This window comes from Agrobacterium sp. MCAB5 (genome assembly GCF_052114365.1).
GTDB classification, from domain to species: Bacteria; Pseudomonadota; Alphaproteobacteria; order Rhizobiales; family Rhizobiaceae; genus Agrobacterium; species Agrobacterium tumefaciens.
In genome coordinates, this window is sequence record NZ_JBFREP010000009.1 from 106,408 (window position 1) to 130,674 (window position 24,267).

22 protein-coding genes and 1 pseudogene are annotated in these 24,267 nt (G+C 55.5%); 13 read left to right on the forward strand and 10 right to left on the reverse strand.

Annotated features, from left to right (window positions below):
- The first annotated feature begins 28 nt into the window (after nucleotides 1-28).
- From AB4Z23_RS19380 to AB4Z23_RS19400, 5 genes and pseudogenes are all read left to right on the forward strand, one after another.
- Nucleotides 29-1,207 carry a polysaccharide biosynthesis/export family protein gene (locus tag AB4Z23_RS19380; RefSeq protein ID WP_410171789.1) on the forward strand — a complete coding sequence of 393 codons (1,179 nt, stop codon included), beginning with the start codon at nucleotides 29-31 and terminating at the stop codon, nucleotides 1,205-1,207.
- Nucleotides 1,208-1,835: 628 nt separating this feature from the next.
- The gene (locus AB4Z23_RS19385) at nucleotides 1,836-3,707 is read left to right on the forward strand and encodes a glycosyltransferase family 2 protein (RefSeq protein ID WP_441360630.1); all 1,872 of its coding nucleotides are present in this window, start codon (nucleotides 1,836-1,838) and stop codon (nucleotides 3,705-3,707) included.
- The gene (locus AB4Z23_RS19390; RefSeq protein WP_441360631.1) at nucleotides 3,704-4,852 is read left to right on the forward strand and encodes a hypothetical protein; all 1,149 of its coding nucleotides are present in this window, start codon (nucleotides 3,704-3,706) and stop codon (nucleotides 4,850-4,852) included. Before AB4Z23_RS19385 ends, AB4Z23_RS19390 begins: the two co-directional genes overlap by 4 nt.
- A 365-nt stretch (nucleotides 4,853-5,217) precedes the next feature.
- Nucleotides 5,218-6,342, forward strand: a pseudogene (locus AB4Z23_RS19395) (IS3 family transposase).
- Between the two features lie 227 nt (nucleotides 6,343-6,569).
- A complete protein-coding gene (locus tag AB4Z23_RS19400; protein WP_112355147.1) occupies nucleotides 6,570-6,929 on the forward strand; it encodes a DUF982 domain-containing protein in 360 nt (119 codons plus the stop codon).
- 440 nt (nucleotides 6,930-7,369) lie between these two features.
- On the opposite strand, the gene AB4Z23_RS19405 is transcribed toward AB4Z23_RS19400, so the two are convergent.
- On the reverse strand, nucleotides 7,370-8,470 hold the full coding sequence (locus AB4Z23_RS19405; RefSeq protein WP_112497580.1) for a citrate synthase/methylcitrate synthase: 1,101 nt from the start codon (nucleotides 8,468-8,470) through the stop codon (nucleotides 7,370-7,372).
- Between the two features lie 37 nt (nucleotides 8,471-8,507).
- On the opposite strand from AB4Z23_RS19405, the gene AB4Z23_RS19410 reads away from it, so the two are divergent.
- Nucleotides 8,508-9,746: a citrate/2-methylcitrate synthase gene (locus tag AB4Z23_RS19410; protein ID WP_441360678.1), complete on the forward strand. Its 1,239-nt coding sequence runs from the start codon at nucleotides 8,508-8,510 to the stop codon at nucleotides 9,744-9,746.
- A gap of 313 nt (nucleotides 9,747-10,059) precedes the next feature.
- Here AB4Z23_RS19410 and AB4Z23_RS19415 read toward each other — a convergent pair whose 3' ends face one another.
- From AB4Z23_RS19415 to AB4Z23_RS19425, 3 genes are read right to left on the reverse strand one after another with little or no spacing between them, the layout of a single operon-like run.
- Nucleotides 10,060-10,761: an SDR family NAD(P)-dependent oxidoreductase gene (locus AB4Z23_RS19415; protein WP_441360632.1), complete on the reverse strand. Its 702-nt coding sequence runs from the start codon at nucleotides 10,759-10,761 to the stop codon at nucleotides 10,060-10,062.
- 19 nt (nucleotides 10,762-10,780) lie between these two features.
- Nucleotides 10,781-11,311, reverse strand: coding sequence for a lipocalin family protein (locus AB4Z23_RS19420; protein WP_441360679.1), 531 nt, complete (start codon nucleotides 11,309-11,311; stop codon nucleotides 10,781-10,783).
- Nucleotides 11,312-11,342: 31 nt separating this feature from the next.
- A complete protein-coding gene (locus tag AB4Z23_RS19425; RefSeq protein ID WP_441360633.1) occupies nucleotides 11,343-11,906 on the reverse strand; it encodes a hypothetical protein in 564 nt (187 codons plus the stop codon).
- A gap of 245 nt (nucleotides 11,907-12,151) precedes the next feature.
- Between AB4Z23_RS19425 and AB4Z23_RS19430 the strand changes: the two genes are divergently transcribed.
- The 3 genes from AB4Z23_RS19430 to AB4Z23_RS19440 all read left to right on the forward strand — a co-directional run bounded on the left by AB4Z23_RS19430 (nucleotide 12,152) and on the right by AB4Z23_RS19440 (nucleotide 13,635).
- Nucleotides 12,152-12,589: a curlin gene (locus tag AB4Z23_RS19430; protein ID WP_111804058.1), complete on the forward strand. Its 438-nt coding sequence runs from the start codon at nucleotides 12,152-12,154 to the stop codon at nucleotides 12,587-12,589.
- Between the two features lie 65 nt (nucleotides 12,590-12,654).
- A complete protein-coding gene (csgH, locus tag AB4Z23_RS19435; protein WP_441360634.1) occupies nucleotides 12,655-13,053 on the forward strand; it encodes a curli-like amyloid fiber formation chaperone CsgH in 399 nt (132 codons plus the stop codon).
- 168 nt (nucleotides 13,054-13,221) lie between these two features.
- Nucleotides 13,222-13,635, forward strand: coding sequence for a curlin (locus AB4Z23_RS19440; RefSeq protein WP_441360635.1), 414 nt, complete (start codon nucleotides 13,222-13,224; stop codon nucleotides 13,633-13,635).
- A gap of 218 nt (nucleotides 13,636-13,853) precedes the next feature.
- Here the strand turns inward: AB4Z23_RS19440 and phrB are convergent, their stop codons facing one another.
- The 4 genes from phrB to AB4Z23_RS19460 all read right to left on the reverse strand — a co-directional run bounded on the left by phrB (nucleotide 13,854) and on the right by AB4Z23_RS19460 (nucleotide 18,556).
- The gene (gene phrB / locus AB4Z23_RS19445) at nucleotides 13,854-15,377 is read right to left on the reverse strand and encodes a (6-4)DNA photolyase (RefSeq protein ID WP_441360636.1); all 1,524 of its coding nucleotides are present in this window, start codon (nucleotides 15,375-15,377) and stop codon (nucleotides 13,854-13,856) included.
- Nucleotides 15,378-15,421: 44 nt separating this feature from the next.
- The gene (locus AB4Z23_RS19450; protein ID WP_441360637.1) at nucleotides 15,422-15,982 is read right to left on the reverse strand and encodes a GNAT family N-acetyltransferase; all 561 of its coding nucleotides are present in this window, start codon (nucleotides 15,980-15,982) and stop codon (nucleotides 15,422-15,424) included.
- A 102-nt stretch (nucleotides 15,983-16,084) separates the two neighbouring features.
- On the reverse strand, nucleotides 16,085-17,080 hold the full coding sequence (locus tag AB4Z23_RS19455; protein ID WP_441360638.1) for a hypothetical protein: 996 nt from the start codon (nucleotides 17,078-17,080) through the stop codon (nucleotides 16,085-16,087).
- A 150-nt stretch (nucleotides 17,081-17,230) separates the two neighbouring features.
- Nucleotides 17,231-18,556 carry a putative bifunctional diguanylate cyclase/phosphodiesterase gene (locus tag AB4Z23_RS19460; RefSeq protein WP_441360639.1) on the reverse strand — a complete coding sequence of 442 codons (1,326 nt, stop codon included), beginning with the start codon at nucleotides 18,554-18,556 and terminating at the stop codon, nucleotides 17,231-17,233.
- A 148-nt stretch (nucleotides 18,557-18,704) separates the two neighbouring features.
- Here AB4Z23_RS19460 and AB4Z23_RS19465 point away from each other — a divergent pair, with 148 nt between their 5' ends.
- Nucleotides 18,705-18,848, forward strand: coding sequence for a hypothetical protein (locus tag AB4Z23_RS19465; protein WP_441360640.1), 144 nt, complete (start codon nucleotides 18,705-18,707; stop codon nucleotides 18,846-18,848).
- Here the strand turns inward: AB4Z23_RS19465 and AB4Z23_RS19470 are convergent.
- The gene (locus tag AB4Z23_RS19470) at nucleotides 18,845-19,870 is read right to left on the reverse strand and encodes an SAM-dependent methyltransferase (protein WP_112391482.1); all 1,026 of its coding nucleotides are present in this window, start codon (nucleotides 19,868-19,870) and stop codon (nucleotides 18,845-18,847) included. The genes AB4Z23_RS19465 and AB4Z23_RS19470 overlap by 4 nt on opposite strands.
- On the reverse strand, nucleotides 19,867-20,655 hold the full coding sequence (locus AB4Z23_RS19475; protein ID WP_112391569.1) for a DUF1295 domain-containing protein: 789 nt from the start codon (nucleotides 20,653-20,655) through the stop codon (nucleotides 19,867-19,869). The genes AB4Z23_RS19470 and AB4Z23_RS19475 overlap by 4 nt, the downstream gene beginning before the upstream one ends.
- A 192-nt stretch (nucleotides 20,656-20,847) precedes the next feature.
- Here AB4Z23_RS19475 and AB4Z23_RS19480 point away from each other — a divergent pair, with 192 nt between their 5' ends.
- The 3 genes from AB4Z23_RS19480 to AB4Z23_RS19490 are packed head-to-tail and all read left to right on the forward strand — an operon-like array spanning nucleotide 20,848 to nucleotide 24,255.
- A complete protein-coding gene (locus AB4Z23_RS19480) occupies nucleotides 20,848-22,221 on the forward strand; it encodes an NAD(P)/FAD-dependent oxidoreductase (protein WP_111788438.1) in 1,374 nt (457 codons plus the stop codon).
- Complete coding sequence (locus AB4Z23_RS19485; protein ID WP_004431400.1) at nucleotides 22,218-23,036, forward strand: DUF1365 domain-containing protein; 819 nt, start codon at nucleotides 22,218-22,220, stop codon at nucleotides 23,034-23,036. The genes AB4Z23_RS19480 and AB4Z23_RS19485 overlap by 4 nt, the downstream gene beginning before the upstream one ends.
- Nucleotides 23,023-24,255 carry an SAM-dependent methyltransferase gene (locus tag AB4Z23_RS19490; RefSeq protein WP_004431399.1) on the forward strand — a complete coding sequence of 411 codons (1,233 nt, stop codon included), beginning with the start codon at nucleotides 23,023-23,025 and terminating at the stop codon, nucleotides 24,253-24,255. The genes AB4Z23_RS19485 and AB4Z23_RS19490 overlap by 14 nt, the downstream gene beginning before the upstream one ends.
- Nucleotides 24,256-24,267: the final 12 nt, after the last annotated feature.

The window sequence follows — 24,267 nt, forward strand, 5'->3', positions numbered from 1 at the left end:
CACCTATGAGTTTACATGCGGGGCAAATGTGAAGAAAACTGGCTTGTTATTGTTAGGGCTGGGATTGACGTCGTGCAACAATCTTCCCGGTGACGGCCCCCTTGCGTCCGACGTGCTCGAACAATCCAAACAGTCGATGACCAGGCCCTCGTCAGGGCAAAACGTTGTTTTCGACATTGTCGATATCGACGTCAACTCGGCAACTCTCATCTCGCGATTCGACGGAAAGCTGTTGCAAAGCCGCTTTGGCATTGGCGGTGGCGTCAAGCGCCCTGTCATAGGTGTCGGCGACCAATTAAAAATCACCATCTTCGAAGCTAGTTCGGACGGCCTGTTTTCAACAGGCGATTCTAAACAGACGACGCTGGACATCGTCGTTCAACCGGATGGCAAGGCGGCAATACCCTATGTCGGGCTTGTGACTTTCTCTGGCAAGACACTTGAGCAAGCCCGACAGAACATTCTGACGGCCCTCGCGAGCAAGGCTGTTGAACCCGACGTCGTCATAAACAGCACTGGTACAGCGTCTCGTAACGTTACCGTGTCGGGCGCGGTCAAGAGTCCGGCGGTGGTGCCACTCAACCTTGTTCCTGAAACGATCATGGAGGTGCTGGCAAAGGCAGGCGGCCCCACTGCTCAGCCTTATGAAAGCTACGTGACCCTGACGCGCCAGTCGAAAACCGGTACTGTTCTCCTCAAGACGTTGGTACAGAATCCCCATGAGAACGTCTACGTACAGCCGGGGGATCAGGTTTTCGTAACACGAGAGCCTCGCACGTTTACGGTTCTCGGATCCGTGAAGTCAAACAGCCGACTGGAATTTGGCGCAAACGATCTTAATCTGCTGGAGGCCGTGGCCCTTGCTGGCGGCGGCTCGGCGGAAACGAGCGACATGAAAGGGTATTTTGTATTCAGATACGAAGAGCCCGATATCGTTATGGATCTCGTCGGCCAGCAGCGCTTCAACGACCTGAGATCCAAGGGTATGCGCGCGGACAAATTAGGGCGATACCCGATTGTATATCGTTTCGATATGACGCGTGCTGGCAGTATGTTGATTGGACAAACCTTCGATGTAAAGGCACGCGACGTCATTTATGCTTCGCGGCATCCGTCGGTGGACTTCACACGCTTCGTTTCAATTATTGGCCAGCCAATCGGTATAGTGGCGGGCGGCGCGGGCATCTACAATAACTTCAATGACTGATGGTATTGAGTAGATTTCAGCGCCTTCCTACTCCGACCAAACGCTTAAGCAGCGAAGAAAGATATGCGGATGTGGAGAAGGGCCTTACGCCGATTTTGTCGTATCCCGCGCGTGTCAGGGAAAAATATCGTTGTCCATCATGTTCCTTATATCTCATATATCCCATGTTAAGAGCCACGTTGATGGCGGGCATCATGTGCGGTAGCCACGCAACGTTGTCCCCGGGAACCCGTGCGCCACCGGAATCATGAAGGATAATCAAAACTTGCTTCAAGTCGTCGATCATTTCGAAAGCGTATCAACTAATTAGCGTTTGACCAATGGTCCCTGTGGTTCTCCGTTGCAAACAGCATGTGGGTCCGACTTACGGTGACGGTCGTTGCAGCTTCCTTCTCAACAATAGCCGGACAGGAGAATGAAGGGTGCGAAAATTCTGCATCGCCATCTTCGGCCTGTTATTACGAACCACGTTTCAGATTATCATCCACGGAACACCGTTCACAAGAAGCAAGATTTAAGGTTTGCGGTTGTTGGTCGATGTTGCGAAAAAAGATTAAGGGCTGGACGTTGTGAAATTGGCCGTTTCTGAATATCTGCGGTCTCAAACTTAAGCACTAGGTACGACACGATGGCCGACGGACAGGTACAAAACTATAGCGCACTTGCCGATAAGCCCGTCATCCTCCGCATCCGCACTGCTCAACGTGATGCTCCTCTCGCCATAACGGTCAGGCTCGACCGTAAAGACCGTCACCCCGGCGTGGTACTCCGATCGCTTATCCTCGACACATCCGGCCGCGGGAAATTCTTCGGCTGGATGCCAGTCGATCTCAATGGGATATCTGTCGTGTCAGACAGTATCGGCACACTGCCCTTTGACGTCCGTCGATTGTCTTACGCCGAATTGATCACGCGGCTCGCATTTTATTCACTCAAGACTGTTGTCCGCGCTTTTCACTTGTTGTTTCGAGGCAATGTTCGAGGATTCCAGTATCGTATCGTAAGGCTCCTCGACAGCATGAATGCGCCAGAATATTCTCAATGGCGGGCGCTGAATTGCGGTTCTGCGACGAGAATTACTGATCTCAATTATCGCCCGACAGTCTATTACACAATTACTGGGGCCGGACCCGGCGTCGATGAAAGTCGCTCGTCACTTCAGAAGCAGACTTATCAGAACATCCGCGAAGTAAGTCTTGCACCCCCTGCGAGCGCCGACTCTAACAACGATGCCGTCTGGCTGCGGGTTCCAGCTGGAGTAACGCTCGACACGAATGCCGTGAGCGAAATCATACGGCCTCTCTCAGAACCCGGCATCGTTGCGGCCTACTGTGATGAAGACTACGTCGATCCGAAAACCAGGCGCGTCACCCCTTTTTTCAAACCCGCTTTCAATCCCCCTCTCGCACAATCTGGCTGGCTTGCACCAGATGGAGCGGCGATCAAGTTATCTGCCTTGCCAAGCGGACAGGATCTCATTCAATGTTCAGCGGGTGAACTCCTCTTGGCTGCATCAAAAAAAGGCCAGGTCGCCCACGTGCCGCTTCCGCTTTTACATCGATGCGGTGGCAAACCGCCGGCGAAAATCGGCGTGAAGCCTGCTTTGGAAAACGCTTGGTCGATCAGCGTCATCGTACCCACCCGTGACCGGGCGGATCTGTTAAAGGTTTGCCTTGAGGGACTGATTTACCGAACAAGCAATGTTTCACTGGATATTATCGTGATCGACAATGATAGTTCAGATCAAGATGCATTACTGCTGATGGACCGGTGGGAGAAGACCGACAAAATCAGACGTATATCGATGCCCGGTGTTTTCAATTTTTCCAAGGCTTGTAATATCGGTGTGCAGGCGGCAAAGAATGAACTGGTACTCCTGCTCAATAACGATGTCGAACCCATCAATTCAGATTGGCTTGGTCAAATGGCCGCTGAGTTGGATGACGAAACGATTGGCGTGACAGGCGCGCTGCTGTTGTTTCCTGATGGCTTCGTTCAGCATGGCGGCGTAACGCTCGGGGCAGGATCGGTCGCGCGTCACACCTTTCACTTTCGTCATCCGAAGGCCGGCGAAGATTTTGGTCTCCTGGCCCAAAGGCGAGAGGTAAGCGCGGTGACAGGGGCCTGCCTTTTGACCCGTAAAACGCTCTGGAACTCCGTTGGCGGCATGGATGAAGAGTTTTTAAAGGTTGCATTCAATGATGTTGATTATTGTCTCAAGGTTTTGATGTCTGGCCATAAGATCATTTGGACACCCTACGCATGTCTGACCCATCTGGAATCGGTATCCCGCCGAGGGGATGATACGCCGGAAAAAAAGGCTCGCTTTGCTGCGGAAGAAAAATATATGCATGAGCATTGGGGCAAATTGCTACTAAGCGACCCTTATTATAATCCTAATCTGTCCTTTAGCGGGGAAGACTATGTTGTCGACGCCATACCGCGACAGCGAGACTATAGGCTTCCCGATGTAAGAAGTATCACCGCCGGTGGCGCATGACAGACCACACATCACATCTTGCGCTTAAGCTTGGCCGCGCCATGAACAGGTTATCACAGTTCGTTTATGAAAACTGTTTGCCAAAACCGGCGATTAGGCAAGAGCCGTGGCACGAGCGCCGGTCGCCTAAATCTGTTATAGTGTTCGGTCGGCACCCTAACCCCACCACAGACTATTATTTTTCAGGCAGGTTTGCGTACCTACAGGATTTGAACTTTCAGTTAGCTGACATCAGGTCAAAAGACCTCAGACACCTCGAACCGGAAAGTGCACTGGTCATTTTTTGCCGCTACGCTTCGGCCTCTGCTATAAGGTGGGTCGAGGAAAATGAAAAAGCGCTGTCCGGCGTCGTTCTTTTTCTGGATGACGATATTCCCGCTGTCGTGACCGGTCACGATGCGTCACTCCAATATCGTATCTTTCTCTGCTATCGTGCGTTGTTGCTGCTTCCTCGTCTCCGCCGCTTTCTCGACGCCGTATGGGTGTCCACCCAGAGGCTGGGGGAAAGCTTGGGAGGTGTAGAGTTCGAGGTCATGCCCCCTGCACCGCACCCGATGTTTTGGTGCGTCGACCGCAGGGAACCGTCCTCTCGGGACAACGTGCTAATTGCTTACCACGCGACAGGAGTTCACTACAGTGAGCATAGGTTTCTTCAGCCAGTTATCGCAGAAACTTTGAAAAACAGACCAAATGTCCATTTCGAAGTTTTTGCTGACCGCCGCGCGTCGAAAGTCTGGGTAGGAATGGATAGGGTCACGGTTCGGCGCCCAATTGGTTGGGCCGACTACCTCGCTGAAAGCAACGAGCGGCAAATTGACATCATGCTAGTGCCACTCTGTGACTCTGAGGTTAATGCCTGCAGAGCTCAAACAAAGAGGATAGATGTGGTGCGGCACGGAGCCGCGGCGATTTTTTCTCGCAGCCACGCCTATGGAACATCATCTGCATCCGGCGAGATTATTTTAAAAAATGATCAAAGCCTCTGGATTGAGAACATCGATGTACTCGTTGGGGACAGACTGAAGCGGGCAAGTACTGCCGAGGCCACGCGAAATATAGTGCAATCAATGGCAGAGGAAGGGGTAAGGCGGCGGACATCTTGCGAACCCTGGTTGAGCGGCGATAATACCCGTTCTTCAACCTGATAAGTTGAGATCATTCGCTATGGCACCCTCGGCTTCAGCGCAACTATCATGGCATGGCACACGAGTGCTGTCGGATAAGTTGGTTAGCCCGTCCCAACTCCAGTTCCAGAAATAATAGTCCTCAATGTGCGGCGGGGGAGGTGAAAAGTGAGGAGCTCGCCGATTTCGGATCTGTGCAAAATTGTATTGTTCGCGGCTAAGGGTTAAGTCGGCAGGGGGGCAATGAGTCGTTCATGATTGAGTTGGCAGCTTAGTGACAACGGCGAGATAGGCGAAGCCCTCGCAGGTTCGAATGTAGGTGATGTCTGAATAGCCCCGAGATTTGTAGACGCCTTCTTTCCTAATTTTAAGGCAGGAAGAGCATCATGAGCAAATCGAATTTCAGCGAAGAGTTTAAGCGTGACGCGGTGCGCCAGATCACGGAGCGGGGCTATTCGGTGGCACAGGTTTCGCAGCGTCTCGGCGTCAGCCAGCATTCGCTGTACGAATGGAAGAAGAAGTTTGCTGCGTCGAACTCCAAGGACAACGGCGAGGCCGAGGAGATCAGGCGGCTGAAGAAGGAGTTGGCTCGCGTCACCGAGGAGCGAGACATCCTAAAGAAAGCGGCCGCGTATTTCGCCAGGGATGCAAAGTGAAGTACGCGTTCATTGCTTTGCATCGCTTGCAGTTTTCTGTGCGGACGATGTGCCGCCTTCTGCGGGTTCATCCCAGTGGATTTTACACCTGGCTGAAGAACCCGCTGAGCACGCGAGCCAGCGAGGACAAGCGACAGACCGATCTGCTCCTGAAGGCATGGGAAGAAAGCGGCAAGGTCTACGGTTATCGCAAGCTGCACGACGATCTTCTAGATCAGGGTGAAATGTGCTGCCCGAACCGGGTTGCGCGTCTGACCCGCCTTGCCGGGATCAAGGCACAGATTGGCTACAAACGCCGTCCCGGCATCTATGGTGGTAGGCCTGCCGTCGCCATCGACAACACGCTCGACCGACAATTTGATGTGGCGGCTCCAGACACGGCCTGGGTGACGGATATCACCTACATCCGAACCTGCGAAGGTTTCGCTTATCTGGCTGTCGTCATTGACCTCTATTCGCGTCGTATGATCGGCTGGGCAATGCAGAGCCGCCAAACCACCGACGTCGTATTGCAGGCTTTGCTCATGGCTGTATGGAGGCGCAAGCCGAAGGAAAAGGTGTTGATCCACTCGGATCAGGGCGCCCAGTTCAATAGCATGGACTGGGCATCGTTCCTCAGGCACCACAATCTGGTTCATTCAATGAGCCCACGCGGAAACTGCCATGACAATGCGGTGGCCAAGAGCTTCTTCAATCTTCTAAAGCGAGAACGGATACGTCGCACGGTTTACCGTAAGCGATGAAGCACGCCAGGACGTGTTCGACTACATCGAAATGTTCTACAACCCGAAACGCAAACACGTGAGAAACGGAGTGCTGTCGCCCGTTGAGTTTGAGAAGCAGCAGAAAATCTAACCCGAGGGTGTCTACGAAACTCGGGGCTATTCACCTAACCGGCTCAAGCAGCACCTCACTCAGCATCGCAATTATACGTGGTAATTAGGTCGGAGCCACCACTGCAATCAAACATAAGGATGATCGCGACGGGTAATATTTCCTGATCCACTATGTTCGGCTCATTTGAACAAGCCTCACGCAAGGACAACAAAGTAATATAGTCGTTGTTTGCTTGGAGATCGCAGATGGAACCTAGAAGGTGGTACAGTACGGTTCAGATCGAGCTTGGCGGCCAGAGGCGGATATACACCCACATCTCATCGACACGTGGTGCGGCATCCTATCTCCTTGATCAGTGGCCAGGCTCTCGCGATAAATCGTACAAAGAGGCCGTAGTATCCTGCACGAAAGCGCTTAAAGGCCTGGTGAATGATGAAGTCGCGTTCAGCAGCTTCATCCATGCAGCCTCTGTATCAGGACTCAGTTACCTAAGTACTCAGCAAGGATCACCTGACGAATTCGAACGGGACATCAGAAAAGCGTTGAGGCAATCGATTTTGAGCGATTTCGGAGCGATGCTTGTTGTCGATCGTCAGCGGGACTAGGACAATCTAGTTGCGCGTCCCCATAAACAGGCCCCGACTGGAGGCTGCGGCATTGTTAAGCGCCTGACCTCTCTGCATTTTGGAAATGCGACTTTTAGTTTAGGTGACACAAGGTCTGCGCAATCCAACTTGTTTTTAATTAAGCCAAGAGAAATGGGTTTTGTGCAATGCCGGTTGAGCAGAACGATTATCCAGAAGATGTGAAAATAATGGCTTGGGTCATCACGTCTAAGCACCTCTGCCGTGGCGAGAAAGATGTAAACAGAATTGTCGCCGATGCGATCTGGCAGGAGCGCCAGAGATGGCTCGGTGAAACGACAAACCAAACGTCTGGCGTTCAATCCGCTTGGTAAGGGTGGGCCGACGCAATTTCGATGACATTATGGACTCAAACTGTCAATCGGCGACGTGTTAACACGCATCACACTTACGCAATGATCTCATCTCGGTTGAGGGCCTATATAGCGGGACTGTGGCCGGATGAGCCGTCCAGTGCGCTCCTGTTCCAGCACGTGCGCTGTCCAGCCCGCCATTCGTCCTGCTGCAAACACATTCGTAAAACTGTCGCGAGGGAAACCAACGGCCTCCAGTAAAAGCGCCGTATAGAATTCTACATTTGTCTGCAGTGGGCGCAGGGGCTTCTTTTCCTTTAGAAGGGCCAGCGCCTCCTCCTCCACCTTCCCCGCAAAGGAAATACGATCGGAGCCGTCCGCGAGAGCCGACACAGCCCCTTTTAACACGTCTGCACGCGGATCTCGCACGCGGTAGATCCTGTGGCCGAAGCCCATCAAGCGCTCGCCCCGGGCCAATGCAGCTCGCAGCCAGGGACTTATGTTTGCTTCTGATCCAATCGCGTCAAGCATATCGAGCACTGGACCCGGCGCCCCGCCGTGGAGAGGCCCCTTCAAGGCGCAAAGCGCCCCAACCACAGATGAAAAAAGCCCCGCCCCCGTCGAGGCAATAACCCGCGCGCTGAAGGTGGAAGCATTCAATCCATGATCGGCAACCGTGGTCAAGTATGCGTCAAGCGCTCGCACCTTATCTGGCGATGCCTGAGCGCCGGATATCATGCGTAGAAAGTCGGCTGAGAAGGAGAGCATGGCATCGGGCGCTATCGCGACAAAACCCTGCCTGCTTCGGACGATGGCCGCGACAAAGACCGGAACGGCCGCAACAGCCATCACGTGATGCGAAGTGCTTTCCTCGTCCGGCAAAGAAGACAGCAGAAGGCGCAACGCCTCGACAGAGGAAAGATTGGGCAGGACGGGAAGCAAGGGTTCCATGAGGCCGAACGCGCGCTGCCGTGCCGCTCCCAGTTTAAATCGAATGCTCTGCATAGTCATCACCTCCGGGGTCTGCCCGGCCCAGAGGAGTTCCAGCATCTGTTCGAAAGACCAGTCGGCAAGTTCCGCCAGGTGATGTCCGCGAATGATCAGTTCACCCTCCTGCCCATCCACGTGACTGAGGATGGTTTCGGCGGCGACGACTTCATCAAGGCCGGAAGCCGGAATGCGGCCAACGAAAGCGGGTATTGCGGACACTGTCATTCTCCTCAGTTAAATGCGAATGGCCTTGAAGATGCTGCAGCGCATATATATCGTCAATCTTGATTCATATAATCAATATGAGAACGCCATGCACCATTCTGACAAATTCATGACAGCCGCTCACGCCGCTTCCGAATTGGGCATAAGCCGGGCAACACTTTATGCATATGTGAGCCGTGGACTGATCCGCACCAGCGGCTCGCCGGATGACCCCCGTCGCAGGCGCTACAGCGCACATGACATTGAAGCGTTGAAGAAAAGAAAGGCCGTTGGTCGGCGGCCGAAACAAGTGGCGGCGACCGCGCTGGACTGGGGACTGCCAGTGCTGGAATCCTCAATTACCGAGATCGCCGAAGGCCAGTTGCGCTATCGTGGCCGAGACGCCCTAACACTTTCACAGGATGCATGTCTCGAGGACATTGCGCGACTACTCTGGGATTGCGGCAACGATGATCCTTTCGCTGACATAAAGGCCGCTCCATCGCCATGGCCACACGCTGTCCTCGACCACGCCCGGGAGCTGCCGCTCACGGAGCGGTGTCAGACGCTCCTTCCTTTGGTTGAAGCTGGCCGCCTCACCGCCTGGCAGCGCGACAATCGCCGTCTATGGCCTGGCGCCGCTAACATGTTGCGAGCCACAGCTGCCGCCTGCGCCTCACGTCAGCCGGACAAGCAGCCAGTTCACCTGTTTCTTGCTGATGCCTGGCAGACGGACAGTATAGGCGCAGATCTTATCCGTCGCGCCCTCGTTCTGCAGGCCGACCATGAACTCAATGCCTCGACATTTGCCGTACGCGTCGTTGCGTCCACAGGCGCGTCCCTCGGCGCTTGTCTGAACGCCGGACTGTCCGCCCTGAGTGGGCCCTTGCACGGTGGAATGACCAGCCTTGTCGAATTGCTTTTCGATGAGCTGGAGCAGTATGGGGATGCTGAGCGAGTGATCGATCAACGTCTCCGGCGAGGTGAAACAATTCCTGGCTTTCACCATCCGCTTTATCCGGAAGGGGATCCAAGAGCGAGCGGTTTGCTTCCACATCTGCCGCCTAGAGCACTGCGGGACGAACTGTTGCAAGTCATGAACGAGACCGCCGGACAATTACCGACCTGTGATGTCGCTCTTGTCAGCCTGCGCCGTAGCTTAAATCTTCCCCGCGGTTCAGCTCTGGCCCTTTTCGCGATTGCTCGAACTGTGGGCTGGGTCGCGCATGCTCTGGAGCAAAAGCTCGATGGCAAGCTAATAAGACCTCGAGCCCGGTACTTGGGGCATTAGGTAGGCCGACTTGATATGTTGCCTAAGAGCAGTTGAGAATCAAGGTCGTAGCAGCTGGAGGGGCAAAGTCGATTCGGGATTGCGAGCGTCGCGATTCTTTTCAACAAAACCTTATTTGGTCGTTCCAACAAGGGCGCCTTTGCATCGTAAATTACTCTTGTTCAATAGCCCCGACGCTAATTGCGCGCCTCCTCAGCCGGACACTCCGTTATGGGAGTGAGCAAATCACGAGACAACCAGGAAAGAGTTTCAGCGGTATGATGGCCCATCATTCGCTCACTTCAAATTCGCCGGCGTCAACGAATGCCGGCACTCACCATTCGATCCTTGAACCGTCATAGGCAAAAAACTGCCCTGTTTGTACCGGTGTGAGACCATCGATTGTTTCCATCAGGCGCGCGGCAGACTGCTGCGGGGTGAACAAGTCTTTGCCCTCCGAAAATTGCTGGGACAGCTCTGTTTCGACTGTTCCGGGATGAAGTGCCACGATGATGGCCTGTGGGTTTGTGCGGGCGATTTCGATGGCTGCGGTTCGGATGATCTGATTTTGAGCGGCCTTGGATGCTCTGTAGGAGATCCATCCGCCCAATCTGTTGTCGCCAATCGAGCCAACGCGAGCGGACAGGGAGGCAAAAATGGTTCGCCTGTCTCTACGCAGAAGCGGGGTGAAATACTTCAAGAGCAAAGCAGGGCCTATGGCATTGACCGCAAACTGCCTCGCCATGTGAACTTCGTCGATCGCCCTTATCGACTTTTCGGGACCGGCACCATCGACCGTCAAGGCACCGGTTGCATTGAAGATCAGGTCGAAGGAGCCGCGCTGAGCCTCCAGACGAGCGGCAACTTCGCGCACTCTGGTTTCATTCGTTATGTCGAGACCGTCGACGCTTCGCGAGAGCGGCAAGGCGAGCGCGCAACGAGGGTCGGCCTCGAAGTACGACAACAGGGCTCCACCAATGCCGCCGGATGCGCCCAAGACGATCGCCCTGTAGCCATTTTCAAGCGACTGCATCATCCATGCGCTCCATCAGCTGTTATTTCTGGACCGGAAACTCGAGCTTGCTGACGTCGTAGCCAAGCTCACGTGCTTTCGTGATCATTTTATTGAGCTTCGTTTTGGACGGGATGTTGCGGGCGTAGATCCACACATCGCCGGTCGACGGGTTGGCGCTGATGAACCAGGACTTATCAGGCGATTTGTAGAAAACCCAATAATTGAATGTGATGAAAAGAGGGTAGCGAACGCGCATCTTCGCATTGGTTGATCCAAAATCCTCGATCTTGCCGACGCCGTTCACCGTCTTGAGGCGACCATTCGGATTTCCTGCTCGACAGCCATCCTCTATCAGCACTTCATCTGCCGATGCTCCCTGCCGATAGGTGGAATATCCTGCAACACATCCGTCTGTCAGCAACATGGGTGTACGGCCGATTTCAAGCCAGGTACCGCGGTAATGATCGAGACCCACGGCAACTGGTTTGGGGGCTGCGGAAACCACAGAACCGGCAAACACAAACAACGAAAATGTCAGGGCACCAATCACGCGGTTACAATATCTAAGCATAAACTCCTCCTGTCGATGGCAAGGCTCTTGTTCAGATTTCGGTTCGCCGTGAAATGCCGGCATATCCAAGGGCGATAAAGACCATGAGGCTGCCGGCAGAGAACGCATTCAGATTGAGAAGCGTTGCAAGATCATCTGCCGACCAGGATTGCAGCGGCGCGCCCAGAAACGTCCGCGAGAAAAAGAAAGCGATGAAGACGAGGATTGCCATCGCATATTGCCAGAGCTTCTCGTCTGCGCGGAACGACATGGCTGCAAGCATGATGCAGGCTGCGAAGAAAAATTCGGTGCCCGAAGCCTGGCCGAATATTTTGGTTTCAAACAGCGTGTCGATTGTTCCCACCAAGGGGAGAGCGAGGCGCGCGGCCAACGGGGAGTTTTTCGCCAGGAATGGTATCGCGAGAAAGAATGGCACCGACAATAGGGTGACAAGCGATGCCATGCCTCCGTCATCGACCAGATACCACACGTAAAGCGGATAAAATGGCTTGTTGAGGATGATGACCCAGGCAACGGTTATGGTTGCTCGTGTCAGATCATCTCTTGCAGCAGACCCTGCATTTGCGGGCTGGCTAGCGCGGCTTTGAAGCTCCATCGGACCCAGATTCGTCTCCCTTTTCGCCTGAACATTGAAGGCGCAAGCCATGTACGAAAGGCGAGCCAATTTGGTTTCATCCTGCCAAGAAAACTTTAGTCGTCATGTTGGTCACCATTGTTGCGGCGCTGGGACCATACCCCACCAATGAACCGCGACTGAATAATCTCTTCAGCTTCCGTTCCAACGAGACCGTCTACAACAAAGACGTTCAACCGCGGTCTTATCCGCCTGAGGAGATAGTCATGATCCGTACGTCTTTCGTAGCAATTGCACTCTCCGCTCTCGTTGGCTTCACCGCCACGGCCCCCGCCATGGCCAACGATGTGCGCATCGAACAATATGGCTGGTCGAACTCTGCCGGTGGTGCACAGGAAGGTTATGGCAACCGGATCCGCACCTACCAGAACGGCGGCTATAACCGGATCGTCGGCCATCAATATGGTCGTCACAACCTTTCGGCTGTCGGTCAGGAGGGGCATGACAATTACGGCTCCACCTATCAGAACGGCAACCGCAACGTGGCGGGCATCGGCCAGTTCGGCTCCAACCACACCACCATCCTGACCCAGGACGGCAACGGCAACATCGCGGCTGGTGTTCAGGTTGGTCGTGGCTGCAGCGCCAATGTCAACCAGGGCGGCAATGACAATGTAGCGGCCTTTGTGCAGGCCTGCCCTTAAGGCGCCGCAGGCCTTGACGTGCAACTGGTCGAGATCAAGTCAACAGATCATCAAGGAGACTAGCCATGCCCCATAGCGTCACACATCCACGCCGCCTGGCGGCTATCCTTGCCGTTGCACTCCTTCCCTTCGGCGCCATTGCAGCCATGTCGACCGCAAATGACCTGAGCGAAGGCAAGGTTTGCGAGATAAAGGCAACACCACAGGCGGGCATGGTCAGGTTGGAGGCCTTCGCAAAGGGCAACACCGGTGCTGGAGGTACCTATGCCTTTCACGTCGAAAATTCAGGAGGCAGCGGGAGTTCCGTCATCAACCAGGGCGGCGGCTTTGATGCCGCTGCCGGGCGTTCGCAACTTCTGAGTTCGGTAACGCTTGGCGCGAAGGGAGCGCAGTACAAGGCCGTGCTCGATCTCGAAATCGATGGCAGACACTTCAGCTGCACGAAACAGGTTGGCGGCGACTAGGCTGACTTCAACTATACATTTCCACCAGAGAGGGCGCCAGTTGAGCGCCCTTTTCTTTGATCCTCGTGCAGCGACTGAACGACATGTGAATGGGCAATTCCGTTCGGGTTCAGTTGCAGGATGCGAGAGTGGATCATCGGCAAAGGCACTGACAGAATGGAGATCAGAATGACCCGCAACGTGTTGAAACTTCTCACCGTTACTCTGCTTGTCGGAGGCCTTGCGCCGCTCGGATTTACGGCTCCCGCCCATGCCGGTGGCCGCATTTCCTTTGACCTCGCGCCCGGCAATTCCGGGGATGGGGATCTGTTCTCAACCGGGCTGCGCGCCTACTCGCTTTATCGCGGTCTGAAAGACGCAGACATCCGGCAACTGGGCCGGGGTAATGCGGCGGGCATCGCCCAGAACGGTCGCGGCAATCTCGGCTTTATCCGGCAGCGGGGCAACGGGCATTCCGCAACACTGCAGCAAAACGGCAATAATAATGCCTATGGCATTTTCCAGTATGGGCGGAACACCGAAACCAACGTGGAGCAGAACGGAGACAACGGCAGCGGCCTGACATTCAGCTACGGCTGGTAAGTGATAGTTCAAAGTAAGCAGAGAAACGCGGTAGGCTTCACGTCGCTCCCGATAGTTCGCCTTCGTCGCTCTCATCATTTGCGCCATTGCCGCATGGATCGGCGGCGCTGTCGGCAACACGCGGAGCCGGGTTTACGAGCCGCGTCATGACGGAGACATGCGCAGCGACAGCTCTGATCGGGTATCCCGCCGTCGGCAAAAACAGAGAAAGAGCCGCGTCAGCTCAGACGATTCAAAAACAGAGCTGCCTTTGCCCTGATGTCATGGCGGACGTCTTCGGTCATCCGGGACCATGTGGCATAGGGCTGCGCCAGACGATGGTTGGATTTCAGCCTTTCACGGTTTCGGGCCAGAAAATCCCAGTATAGCGCGTTGAATGGACAGGCCTTTTCACCGAGACGCTCCTTGGGATCATAGCGGCAATTACTACAATAGTCCGACATGCGATTGATGTAGTTGCCACTTGCGGCATAGGGCTTTGTTCCGAGAAAGCCGCCATCGGCGAACTGGCTCATGCCGATCACATTCGGCAGCTCAACCCATTCATAGGCATCCGCATAGACCTCGAGATACCATTGATGAACGGCCTTCGGATCAATGCCGGCGAGAAGGGCAAAGTTTCCCGTGATCATCAGGCGCTGGATATGGTGAGCATAGGCATTTTCGATGGTTTCCGTAATTACGGTCGCCATGCAGTTCATGTGGGTTTTGCCCGTCCAGTAAAAGCCCGGCAGCGGCCTGTCGTTTTGGAAGAAATTGCTGTCGACATAGTCAGGCCCGGCAAACCAGTAGATGCCACGCATATATTCCCGCCAGCCGATGATCTGGCGAATGAAACCCTCGACGGCATTGAGCGGTGCCGCGCCCTCGTAGTATGAGCACTCCGCCGCCCTGCAGACCTCCAGCGCATCCAGCAGCCCGCAATTGATGTAAAAAGACAGAAGCGAGTGGTTGAGATACGGGTCATCCTGCAGCATTGCATCCTGCGTGGCGCCGAAATTCATCAGGAAATCGTTTATGAAGGCACTGAGCGCCCGCTCGGCATCGGCGCGGGTGACGGCGAAACCAAAGTTTTCAAGCTTGCCGAAATTGTCGGGAAACAGGCGCTCGACGGTGTCGATGACGTCCCTTGTTATCCTGTCCGGTGCGAAGACCGGGTGTCTTGGCCTAAGCAGGTCCGGCTTGGCGGGACTGCGGTTTTCCGAGTCAAAATTCCAGCGTCCACCGACCGGCTCTTCGCCATTCATCAACAGGCCAGTCTTGCGACGCATTTCCCGGTAGAAATATTCCATCGTCAGGCTTTTGCGCCCGGCCGCCCAGCGCTGGAACTCGTCGTGGCTGGCAAGAAATCGCCGATCAGGGCGGATATCGACCTCGATGTTGAAGGCACTGGCGAAGCGCTCGATCTCTGACTTGACGCGCCATTCTCCAGCTTCGGTGACGCAAATCCTGGAAGGGGTCAGGTCGTTTAACGCCCGCTGCACCTCGCCGGAGAAGGAGCCGGCATTGTCGCGATCATCAATCCGCGTGTAGCGAACCCGGTATCCTTCGCCACGCAGTTCCTCGGCGAAGTGGCGCATGGCGGAAAAGAGGAAGGCGATCTTCTTTTTGTGATGGCCGACATAGGTAGCCTCCGCCATTACCTCGCAAAGCAGGATCGTGTCGCGCGTCTTGTCGACGCCATCCAGCGAAGATAGGGAGAAAGATAATTGATCGCCGAGGATCAAGACCAGTTGAGACACCGACAATTTCCTTCAAACCCGACATAATCATCACCTGCGCAAGATCACGGGCTAGACGCCCACTCCCTCTTCAGGGTGGCATAGATGAATTCGTCCCCCCAGGTGCCGCCAAACCGGTCATTCTCGATCAAATGCGCTTCTTTCCGCAGGCCAAGGCGTTCAACAACGCCGATCGATCCGTGGTTCAGGGCATCCAGCCGCGCGAAAATCCGGTGATATCCGAGCGTCTCGAAGCCGAGGCTTATCATGGCCCGGACGGCTTCCGTCGCATATCCCTTACCTGAAAAATCAGGATTGAAGACATAACCGACTTCCGCCTGCAAAGCTGCCTTGCTCGCAATTTTAAGCAGGACTTCGCCGGTCAACGTGTCATCGTCACTGCGCGTAACGGCAAGTCGCAACGTATCGCCGTCCTCTTCAAACGGAGCCTCGAGCAGCGCTGCGAATTGCGTTTTCACCGCATCATCCGAAGGCGGTGCGGCATAGAGGAAACGGTGGACGTCATCGCGCGTGTGGTAATCGGCGTATGAGGCGAGATCAGCGGCCTGGAATTTACGAAGGATCAGCCGGTCGGTCTTTATCGGTAGGTAGGTCTCAGGGTTCATTTATGCGCACTTTCAATAATGCGCGATATCTGGGGTCGCGCGCACCTGATCGCAAGAGAGACCTCCATCGAGATCGTTCAGAGTATCTGATCCACCAGTGCGCTAGTCGGAAAGGGTGGTCAGAAGCTCCCCGCCTCTGTTCAGCACACTTGACCGAGGCGACACCGGTTCAGAACCGGTGGACTTAGAAGATGGTGTTATCAACCATGCACCGGGATAATCAGTCCGGATGTGCCGGGAATTGAGGCGAATTCCACTGCCGGCTGCGAAGTGGAGCGCGCCCGCCGTTGCTTCCTTCGACAAAACCGCGCTTCGGATTTCATAGAGTTTTCTTTCGCCATCAAGGGCGAGCGTGACATCCTCAAGAGCGAAATCATCAATGCGGATAGCCTGGCCCGTGGGCGTGTCGAGAACCAACCTGTCGGAATCGATGAAACCGTCGGTATAGACATTGCCGGTGGAGGCACGCAGAAATGTGCCCTTCGGCAAGACAATGCCGTCGACGATGTTCCCGTCGGCAAGGACACATCGGCTGAAAGCGGATACATCCCCGTCAGCCTTCAGGTCGAACTCCACCGGTTGTGCCGCATCGCAGCGCCAGCCGCTCTGCAGGGTCACGCCTGTGCCCGTCACCCGCATCGTCTCTGGAACAAAGCCGACGGTCTCATAATTTCCGTTGGTTTTTATCGCGATATAGCGGGCGATCTCGACGGCATCGACATTCGCGACCCGCACGGGATGGGGGAAGACCGCGCGGTTGAAGGATTCCCTGGTGTCGGCCACGGCCAGTTCAAGTTTCGTGCCTTCGGGCATGTCGATCTGGCCAAGGCGCACCGGCTCCCCAAGCTCCGGGCGATAGCTAGACGCCATTTCCCTGTCATAGGCACGCATCTGGAGATAGAAATTACCGAACTGCCAAAGTGTAAAAATCGCAATGGCGGTCGCCAGGCCATAGGGCAGCATCATCGGGCGCGCCCAGCGGCCTCCTGCGTATCGTGCAATCAAAACCATTGTCCAGATACCCCATACAAGTGTCGTGGCAAGAAGGAAGGCAAGCAAAAGCAGCGTTTCGACGGAGGGTAGTGCAACTGGGATCATGCGAACCAACGAAATGATGTGGATCGATTGCGATCCTGACAGGCAAGATAGCTCTATCCGACGAATGGTGCATTGTTCAACGGCCTGATCTGCCAGTCGGCACGCCACTGAATTCGATCCGGATGCCTCAGCCTATCGCAAAACGTCCGGTCAGGACGATGGACGGGCGGCATATTGCTCGAATTCGACGAGGCTCGTCGGCCTCGCAAAAAGATAACCCTGAAACAATCGGCAGCCGTAGGACAGCATCATCCGCAGCTCCGCCTCGGTCTCCACGCCTTCGGCCAGAACTTCCAGCGAAAGATCGTGCCCCATCTGGACGATATTTCGCGTGATTGTCGCCATACGCCCGCTTTCGGTCACTCCCGTCACGAAGCTGCGATCAATCTTGATCTGTTTGAGCGGCAATTGCCGCAGGTAGCTTAGTGAGGAGTAGCCAGTGCCGAAATCGTCGAGTGAAATCGTAAAGCCGGAACGATCAAGGAGCTTCATTTTCGCGATTGCTGCCTCTATGTCGAATAGGAAAACGCTCTCGGTCAGCTCCAGCTTGAGAAGCTGTGGCTTGATGCCCTGAGACGAGGCGGCATCAAGAAGCTGCCCGGAAAATCCCGCGTCGACGAAATGATCGGCAGTGATGTTGATCGACAAGGTGAGATTCTGGGTTGCCGGGTTCTCCTGCCATCTCGCAAGTGTCTTACAGGCTTCCGCAATGACCCAAGCGCCGATTGTCGGCATGAAACCGGTTTGCTGCGCAAGCGCGATGAAATCGGCTGGCGGGATGTATCCCCGTTTCGGGTGGTTCCACCGCAACAGCGCCTCTGCGCCAAGCAGCGTGCCATCCGCGCGAACCTGCGCCTGGTAGAAAAGTTCAAACTGGCCATTCGAAAGCGCGGAGCGCAGTTCCAGGGCTTTTTTCGTATGACTGCGAAACTGCGCCTGCATGGCGGCGACACCCCCACACAGCATCAACGCTGCGAAAACGCTGTTGAACCAGGCGCTGATGCTGCGCACATCCTGCGGCATGGGGCTACTGAACGAAAACCGCGGGGCGGACGCGCAGAAATAAACAAAGGCCGCGAGACTTGCCGCGATGACCAGAAACTGGGTGGCGGAACGCTGGCGTTGAAAATTCATGTAGCCGACGAAGATGATGACGAGCAGGTAGAGATGCGTCGTCCTCGGTATGGTATCGTCTGAGACATCGATAGCGACGGAATACCAGCAGACGAACAGGATACAGGCGCTCTGAGCCAGAATGAGTCCGAGGGAAAAGTGGCCCATCAGGCAAGTCAGCCAGCACGGCACGATCGCAACCCCCAGAATGAGGAGGCTGAGCGCAATGCCCCATCTTTCCGTGAGGATGAAAAACACAAACCAGCCAGTCGCCAGCGCCACGCCCATCCAGGCTGCAACTCGACACAGGAGAAGAAGATGCTGCGAATATTCCTCTCGGTCTTTTGTTTTCTGAAAAGGCATGCTGACCCTTGGCTTGGACTACGGGGCGAGCCCGCTCCTTGATGCAAAAGCCGAACGGAAGCTAGACGAGGTCGCCGAACTTCGCAGATTTCAAAAAACGGGGTTAAGCAAACAGGAATGAAATACACAAATTTTGCACGATCAAATCATGCACAATCAATCGCATATCCATTTTTCCCACTTCGCCGGCCTCAGCGGCCTGCGCCAACCGAAGACACACCTTCGCCGCATCGCGACGAAGGGCGAAGCGGCGCCGGATTGGGTTCGCATGCGCGTGTTTGCAGCGATCTAGACGCGCGCCATGAGGTAGTGTCCAACGCCCCAGACCTTGCCGTCTTCGTGCCCGAAAAGACCTGCCGTCGCGAGGAAGAACAGTCTCCAACGACGTTCCCACAAGCGCGCATCGTTGCCATAGACCCGCTGCAGGATCGGTCGGATACGGTCGATCTCCCGGTCGAAATTTTCAAGCCAGTCGAGGGCCGTCTGGCGATAATGTGATCCCGACCAGCGCCACTCCTGTTCCACGGTGAACTGCGCCGGGAAACGGTGAGGAAGATCGAAGGCAGGCATAATTCCGCCGGTGAAGAAATGCTGCGCGATCCAGTCTGCCCGGTTGCCATGGTCGAAACGATAGGATCGATCACGGTGATTGAAGACATGAAGGAAGAACTTGCCCTCGAGCGTCAGCCACGAGCGGACGCGCTCGAACAATGCCTGCCAGTTCGACATGTGCTCGAACATTTCCACCGATACGACACGGTCGAAACGCTCGTCAGTGGTGAAATCATTCATATCGGCCGTCACCACCGAGAGGTTCGACAGCCCACGCTCATTTGCACGTTCGATTATATATTCGCGCTGCGAAGCCGAATTTGAAACGGACGTAATCCGCGCATTGGGAAACCGGCCGGCCATATAAAGGGAGAGCGAACCCCAGCCACAGCCGAGTTCGAGAATATTCATCCCGTCCTGCAATCGGGCATGGGAAACGGTCTCTTCCAGCGCCAATGTTTCAGCCTCATCCAGAGTTGTCTGAGCATTGGGATAAAAGCAGCAGGAATATTTTCTTTGCGCGCCAAGGACGAGTGCAAAGAATTCAGCCGGCACCTCGTAGTGCTGCCTGTTCGCCTCGTCGGTGTGCGTGGCGACGGGAAATTTCGCCATATCAGTCACAAAAGCGTTTTCTTCCGCCGCCGGAACGCCAGCAAGTCGCCGTTTGGTGCGCGCGCAGAGCATGTCGATGCCGGCAAGCGTCATATTGTCACTCAGCGGTGCGCGTTCGGCAGCATTGATGGCGAATGCGAGCATGTTCATGGCGTGTCCTCATTCTTGCGTGGCCCCGGAAAGAAGGCGTTGACGCGGTTTTGCAGGGCGCGGAATTTCTCTCCGCGTGATTTCAGCATGTGTTCTTCGAGCGGGGGAATGCCGGAGACGTGGGCGAGCAGCCAGTACATCATGGCTGGCGCAGCAAGCGACAACCATGACCACGGCTGCGCATGGATGGCCAACAACGGAAAGCCGCACCAGAAAAGCCACTCGAAAAAGTAGTTGGGATGACGCGAATAACGCCACAGACCAGCCTCGCAGACGCCGGTTTTGGCCTCCGGGGTTTTTCTGAACTGTGAAAGCTGTGCATCGGAGGTCGCTTCTCCAACAAGCGCACCAGCCGCGACGATCAACGCTATCACATCGATAATGCTTGGAAGTGGCAGAGGATTGCTGGCGGCAAGATAGACGGCGAGAACCAGCACAAAGGCGGCAACGGCCTGAATCTGAAGAAAGGCGAATAGCCGCAACGAGGCATTGCTGCCCCATTCTTCTATAAGCTTCGCGTAACGTGGATCTTCGCCACCTCCCCTCGTCCGCATGCCGATGTGTCCCGCGAGCCGCAGCGACCACACCAATACGAGAAAGAGAACCGCTCCCCGGCGCCAGCTATCTCCATCGGAAAACAAGACGGCAACCACGCCGCCGACCCCGACACTCGCAGACCAGACGGTGTCGATCCAGCCACTCGATCCTGTGTAACGCTGCAACGCCCAGGCCGCCGCCATCAGAAGCGACATCAGCACGGCAAGGGCCAAAACAACAGACATCATCACCATTCCGCTCACTGTATTCGAAGGACTTCAGACCAAGTTTCCAGTGGCAACTACGGGCGAGACGGCAAAAGAGTTTCAAGCGCCTGACAAAATTCTGAAAAATTTGCGCGCCGCTGAAACTTATCGATCCGCTCCTTCGTATCTGTCGCAGGCCGTAAAACTGAATTGTGAATGCAATAGCGAGGAACCATGTTCGATACCGAAGCCAAAAGAAAAGACAGCCGGCGAAACATCGCCGTGATCGGAACAGGCATTTCCGGTCTGTCTGCGGCCTGGCTTTTATCGAAACGGCATGATGTCACGGTTTTCGAGGCTGCGGACCGCGTCGGCGGCCACAGCAACACCGTGACGTTCAAAACTGAACAGGGTGTGGTGTCTGTCGATACGGGGTTCATCGTCTATAATGAGGTGACGTATCCCAATCTGACGGCACTTTTCAAAACGCTGGGAGTGACGACCGCGGCATCCGACATGTCCTTTGCCGTTTCACTGGATGATGGCGGTTTCGAATATTCCGGCGGCTCTGGCTTTGGCCTTTTGGCGCAAAAGAGAAATGCCGTTAGACCGCGCTTCTGGGCAATGCTTGCCGACCTCTTGCGCTTTTATCGCAATGCCCCGCGCGATCTGCCGATGATGGGCGACATGTCGCTCGATGAGTATCTTTCTCAAAACAACTATGGCGACGCCTTTCGCAACGATCATCTTTACCCGATGGCAGCAGCCATCTGGTCTACCCCGGCCATGGAAGTCGGCCGTTACCCGGCAGCACATTTCGTGAAGTTCTGCAGCAATCACGGCCTGCTGTTGCTCCGCAACCGGCCCGTCTGGCGCACCGTTGTCGGCGGCAGCCGGGAATATGTGAAACGACTCACTGCGCCATTCGCCGATCGCATTCGGCTCTCGACACCTGTGACGCGCATCCACCGCCTGGCGGACGGGGTCGAGATCGCCAACACTAACGGCGAATTCGAACGGTTCGACGATGTGGTGATTGCCACACACGCAGATCAGGCGCTGGAGATGCTGACGGACGCGACGCAAGCCGAACGGCGCATTCTCGGCGCGTTTGGCTATACGAAAAACAGGGCGGTACTGCACACGGACAGCAGTTTCATGCCCCGCAGGCGCACCGCCTGGTCAAGCTGGAACTATGTGGCCGATACACGCATTGAAACGGGGCAGCCGAGCATCACCTACTGGATGAACAAGCTTCAGCCTCTGGGTGCAATCCCTGACACCTTCGTAACGCTGAACCCGACGCGCGAACCGGAAAAGGGAAAAATCATCACCGAGGAAACCTACCACCATCCTGTTTTTGATGCCGGCACCGAGCAGATGAGGCAGGAACTTTGGGCCTTGCAGGGTTTGAGAAACACCTGGTTCTGCGGCGCCTATTTTGGGTCGGGTTTTCATGAAGACGGCATTCAGGCAGGCCTTGCCGTCGCCGAGGATCTGGGCGGCCTGTCGAGGCCCTGGAAGGTTAACGATGATAGCGGCCGGATCGTCCGTCTGAATTTGGCTTCGCGGAAAAGAACGATCAAACTCGTTGAGGCGATCCCATGACGTCTCATTTCTCCTCCGCCCTTTTTCCCGGACATGTCATGCATGCGCGCTTCAAGCCGAAAGCGCACCGGCTCGCCTATCGCATTTACTCGCTGCTTCTCGACCTTGATGAACTCGATGCGCTTGACCGTAAGCTGCGGCTGTTCTCCGTCGATCGTTTCAACCTGTTTTCCTTTCACCGCCGGGACCGCGGCGACGGGAGCAAGATGGAATTGCGCAACCAGATCGAAAACGCCATGACGGCCGCAGGCATGACCGTCGATGGTGGTCCGATCCGTCTGCTCACCATGCCACGCCTCCTTGGCTGGGCCTTCAATCCACTCAGCGTTTTTTTCTGCCACGGCCGGAACGGGTCTCTCAAAGCCATTCTCTGGGAAGTCGACAACACGTTCGGCGAGCGGCATTCCTATCTGATCCCGGTGGAGACAGAAGGTGCGGCCGAGATCGTCCAGCGCTGCGACAAGGCCTTCTATGTCTCGCCCTTCATGGACATGGATCTCCGTTATGTATTCCGTGTCATTCCACCCGGCGACAAGCTGAAGATCGTTATCGATACATTTGACGACGAGGGGCCAGTCCTGACTGCAAGGCATCTGGCGCGGCGTGTCGAGCTGACCGATGCCGCGCTGCTGAAGGCTTTTGTCACCATTCCCTTTCTTACCCTCAAGGTTGTTGCAGGCATCCATTGGGAAGCACTTAAAATATGGCTCAAGGGTGTGCGGTTGAGAAAACGACCGCGTCCACCGTCTGCCCCTGTCTCCTTCATTCACCCATCACCATCGCAAATCGAGGCCAAACTTCATGACCCCGTTTGACAATCTCAACGAACTATCGCTGGAAAACACGCAGATGCGGCAACGCACCGGTCCCGAAGGCTGGCTCATGGCCAAGCTCTTGAACAACGTCTCCAAAGGCAGACTGCGCGTCATGCTGCCCGGTGGCGGCGTGATTGAGAAATCCGGGGAACATGAGGGCACCGAGGCGACGCTTGTTCTCCATCGCTGGCGCGCGCTACGGCGGCTCATCCTCAATGGCGACATCGGTTTTGCCGAGGGTTACATCGAAGACGACTGGTCCACACCGGATCTGACCGCCCTGATCCGTTTTGCGGCACAGAACAACGACGCTTTCGGGGGATCGACGCGCGGTAGCCTGCCCATGCGCCTCATCAATCGCCTTGGCCACCGGCTGAACGCCAATACAAAGCGCGGCAGCCGCCGCAACATCGAGGCCCATTACGATCTCGGCAACGAATTCTACCGGCAATGGCTCGATTCCTCGATGCTCTATTCGTCGGCGATTTTCGACGATACGACGCCAACGCTTGAGGCGGCCCAACTCAAAAAACTCAACCGCATCGTCGACAAGCTGCAATTGAGCGGCGGGGAGAGCGTATTGGAGATTGGCTGCGGCTGGGGCGCGCTTGCAATCCACCTCGCGACCCAGGCGGATGCCAACGTTACCGGCCTTACCCTTTCGCCATCTCAGTTGAATTGGGCAAAGGCGGCAGCGGAGAAAACCGACAAGGCTGAGCATATCGATCTCAGGCTCGAGGACTACCGCGATGTCGAAGGCAAGTTCGACCGCATCGTTTCCGTCGAGATGTTCGAAGCGGTCGGCGAGGCCTATTGGCCGAGCTATTTCGAAACACTGAAACGCTGCCTGAAACCCGGCGGGCGCGCGGTGCTGCAAATCATCTCCATTGAACCTGCCCGGTTCGACAATTACCGGCGAAACGCGGACTTCATCCAGAAATACATCTTTCCGGGCGGCTTCCTGCCATCTGACGAAGCCCTTGAAAGAGCAATCGGCAGGGCGGGTCTGAGCCTCACCGATACCGAGCTTTTCGGTCAGTCCTATGCCCGCACGCTGGCGGAATGGCGGCAGCGTTTCCATGCGCGCTGGCAGACAATCTCGCTGCTGGGTTTCGATGACCGCTTCAGGCGGCTCTGGGATTATTACCTTTGCTACTGCGAAGCCGGCTTTACCGAGGGCACCATCAATGTTGGCTTCTACACGATCGAGCACAAATAAGAGGCGGGGCAA

What these genes read in the sequence shown, in the direction of transcription:
- AB4Z23_RS19385 (WP_441360630.1), top strand. Translation starts at nt 1,836, where the DNA reads ATGGCCGACGGACAGGTACAAAACTATAGCGCACTTGCCGATAAGCCC.
- AB4Z23_RS19390 (WP_441360631.1), top strand. Translation starts at nt 3,704, where the DNA reads ATGACAGACCACACATCACATCTTGCGCTTAAGCTTGGCCGCGCCATG.
- AB4Z23_RS19400 (WP_112355147.1), top strand. Translation starts at nt 6,570, where the DNA reads ATGGAACCTAGAAGGTGGTACAGTACGGTTCAGATCGAGCTTGGCGGC.
- AB4Z23_RS19410 (WP_441360678.1), top strand. Translation starts at nt 8,508, where the DNA reads ATGCTGCAGCGCATATATATCGTCAATCTTGATTCATATAATCAATAT.
- AB4Z23_RS19415 (WP_441360632.1), bottom strand. Translation starts at nt 10,761, where the DNA reads ATGATGCAGTCGCTTGAAAATGGCTACAGGGCGATCGTCTTGGGCGCA.
- AB4Z23_RS19420 (WP_441360679.1), bottom strand. Translation starts at nt 11,311, where the DNA reads ATGCTTAGATATTGTAACCGCGTGATTGGTGCCCTGACATTTTCGTTG.
- AB4Z23_RS19425 (WP_441360633.1), bottom strand. Translation starts at nt 11,906, where the DNA reads ATGGAGCTTCAAAGCCGCGCTAGCCAGCCCGCAAATGCAGGGTCTGCT.
- AB4Z23_RS19430 (WP_111804058.1), top strand. Translation starts at nt 12,152, where the DNA reads ATGATCCGTACGTCTTTCGTAGCAATTGCACTCTCCGCTCTCGTTGGC.
- csgH (WP_441360634.1), top strand. Translation starts at nt 12,655, where the DNA reads ATGCCCCATAGCGTCACACATCCACGCCGCCTGGCGGCTATCCTTGCC.
- AB4Z23_RS19440 (WP_441360635.1), top strand. Translation starts at nt 13,222, where the DNA reads ATGACCCGCAACGTGTTGAAACTTCTCACCGTTACTCTGCTTGTCGGA.
- AB4Z23_RS19450 (WP_441360637.1), bottom strand. Translation starts at nt 15,982, where the DNA reads ATGAACCCTGAGACCTACCTACCGATAAAGACCGACCGGCTGATCCTT.
- AB4Z23_RS19455 (WP_441360638.1), bottom strand. Translation starts at nt 17,080, where the DNA reads ATGATCCCAGTTGCACTACCCTCCGTCGAAACGCTGCTTTTGCTTGCC.
- AB4Z23_RS19460 (WP_441360639.1), bottom strand. Translation starts at nt 18,556, where the DNA reads ATGCCTTTTCAGAAAACAAAAGACCGAGAGGAATATTCGCAGCATCTT.
- AB4Z23_RS19465 (WP_441360640.1), top strand. Translation starts at nt 18,705, where the DNA reads ATGCACAATCAATCGCATATCCATTTTTCCCACTTCGCCGGCCTCAGC.
- AB4Z23_RS19470 (WP_112391482.1), bottom strand. Translation starts at nt 19,870, where the DNA reads ATGAACATGCTCGCATTCGCCATCAATGCTGCCGAACGCGCACCGCTG.
- AB4Z23_RS19475 (WP_112391569.1), bottom strand. Translation starts at nt 20,655, where the DNA reads ATGATGTCTGTTGTTTTGGCCCTTGCCGTGCTGATGTCGCTTCTGATG.
- AB4Z23_RS19480 (WP_111788438.1), top strand. Translation starts at nt 20,848, where the DNA reads ATGTTCGATACCGAAGCCAAAAGAAAAGACAGCCGGCGAAACATCGCC.
- AB4Z23_RS19485 (WP_004431400.1), top strand. Translation starts at nt 22,218, where the DNA reads ATGACGTCTCATTTCTCCTCCGCCCTTTTTCCCGGACATGTCATGCAT.
- AB4Z23_RS19490 (WP_004431399.1), top strand. Translation starts at nt 23,023, where the DNA reads ATGACCCCGTTTGACAATCTCAACGAACTATCGCTGGAAAACACGCAG.